1 protein-coding gene is annotated in these 394 nt (G+C 67.0%); it reads right to left on the bottom strand.

The features are described from left to right. Positions 1-281: SDR family NAD(P)-dependent oxidoreductase (locus AC5ZG1_RS44635; protein WP_496136604.1), on the bottom strand; the 281-nt coding region annotated here is incomplete at its 3' end. Between the last annotated feature and the right edge of the window lie 113 nt (positions 282-394).

Below are 394 nucleotides of genomic sequence, written 5' to 3'. Positions count from 1 at the left end.
AGGCTGGTGGCGCGGGCGGCCCCGGCATTGTTGACGAGGGTTCGGACCACGCCGCTGCCGGCAGCGCGTTCTGCCAATTCGGCAATGCTCGGCTCGCTGGTCACATCGCAGCCGACGGCAACGAAACGCTCCCCCGGGCCGAGCTTCGAAGCCACGGCGGCGGCGGCAGCCGCATCGATATCGGCCAGCAGAACGACATCATGGTCCTCGGCGAGCCGGGCGGCAATCGCCGCGCCGATATCGCCTGCAGCGCCGGTCACGACGGCGATCGATTGGGTCATTGATTGTCGCTCCCGTTCATATGCTTCAGTCTCCAAGCAATTGCCGGTCGTCGCCGTCGCGGTGAATGACGAGCTGCTGCTTGATGCGCCGCAGCGTCACCGTCGCCTTCGGC

Source organism: Bradyrhizobium sp. Leo78 (genome assembly GCF_059512425.1).
The sequence above is the reverse complement of the archived record's forward strand: the minus strand, read 5'-3'. Positions and strand labels throughout refer to the sequence as shown.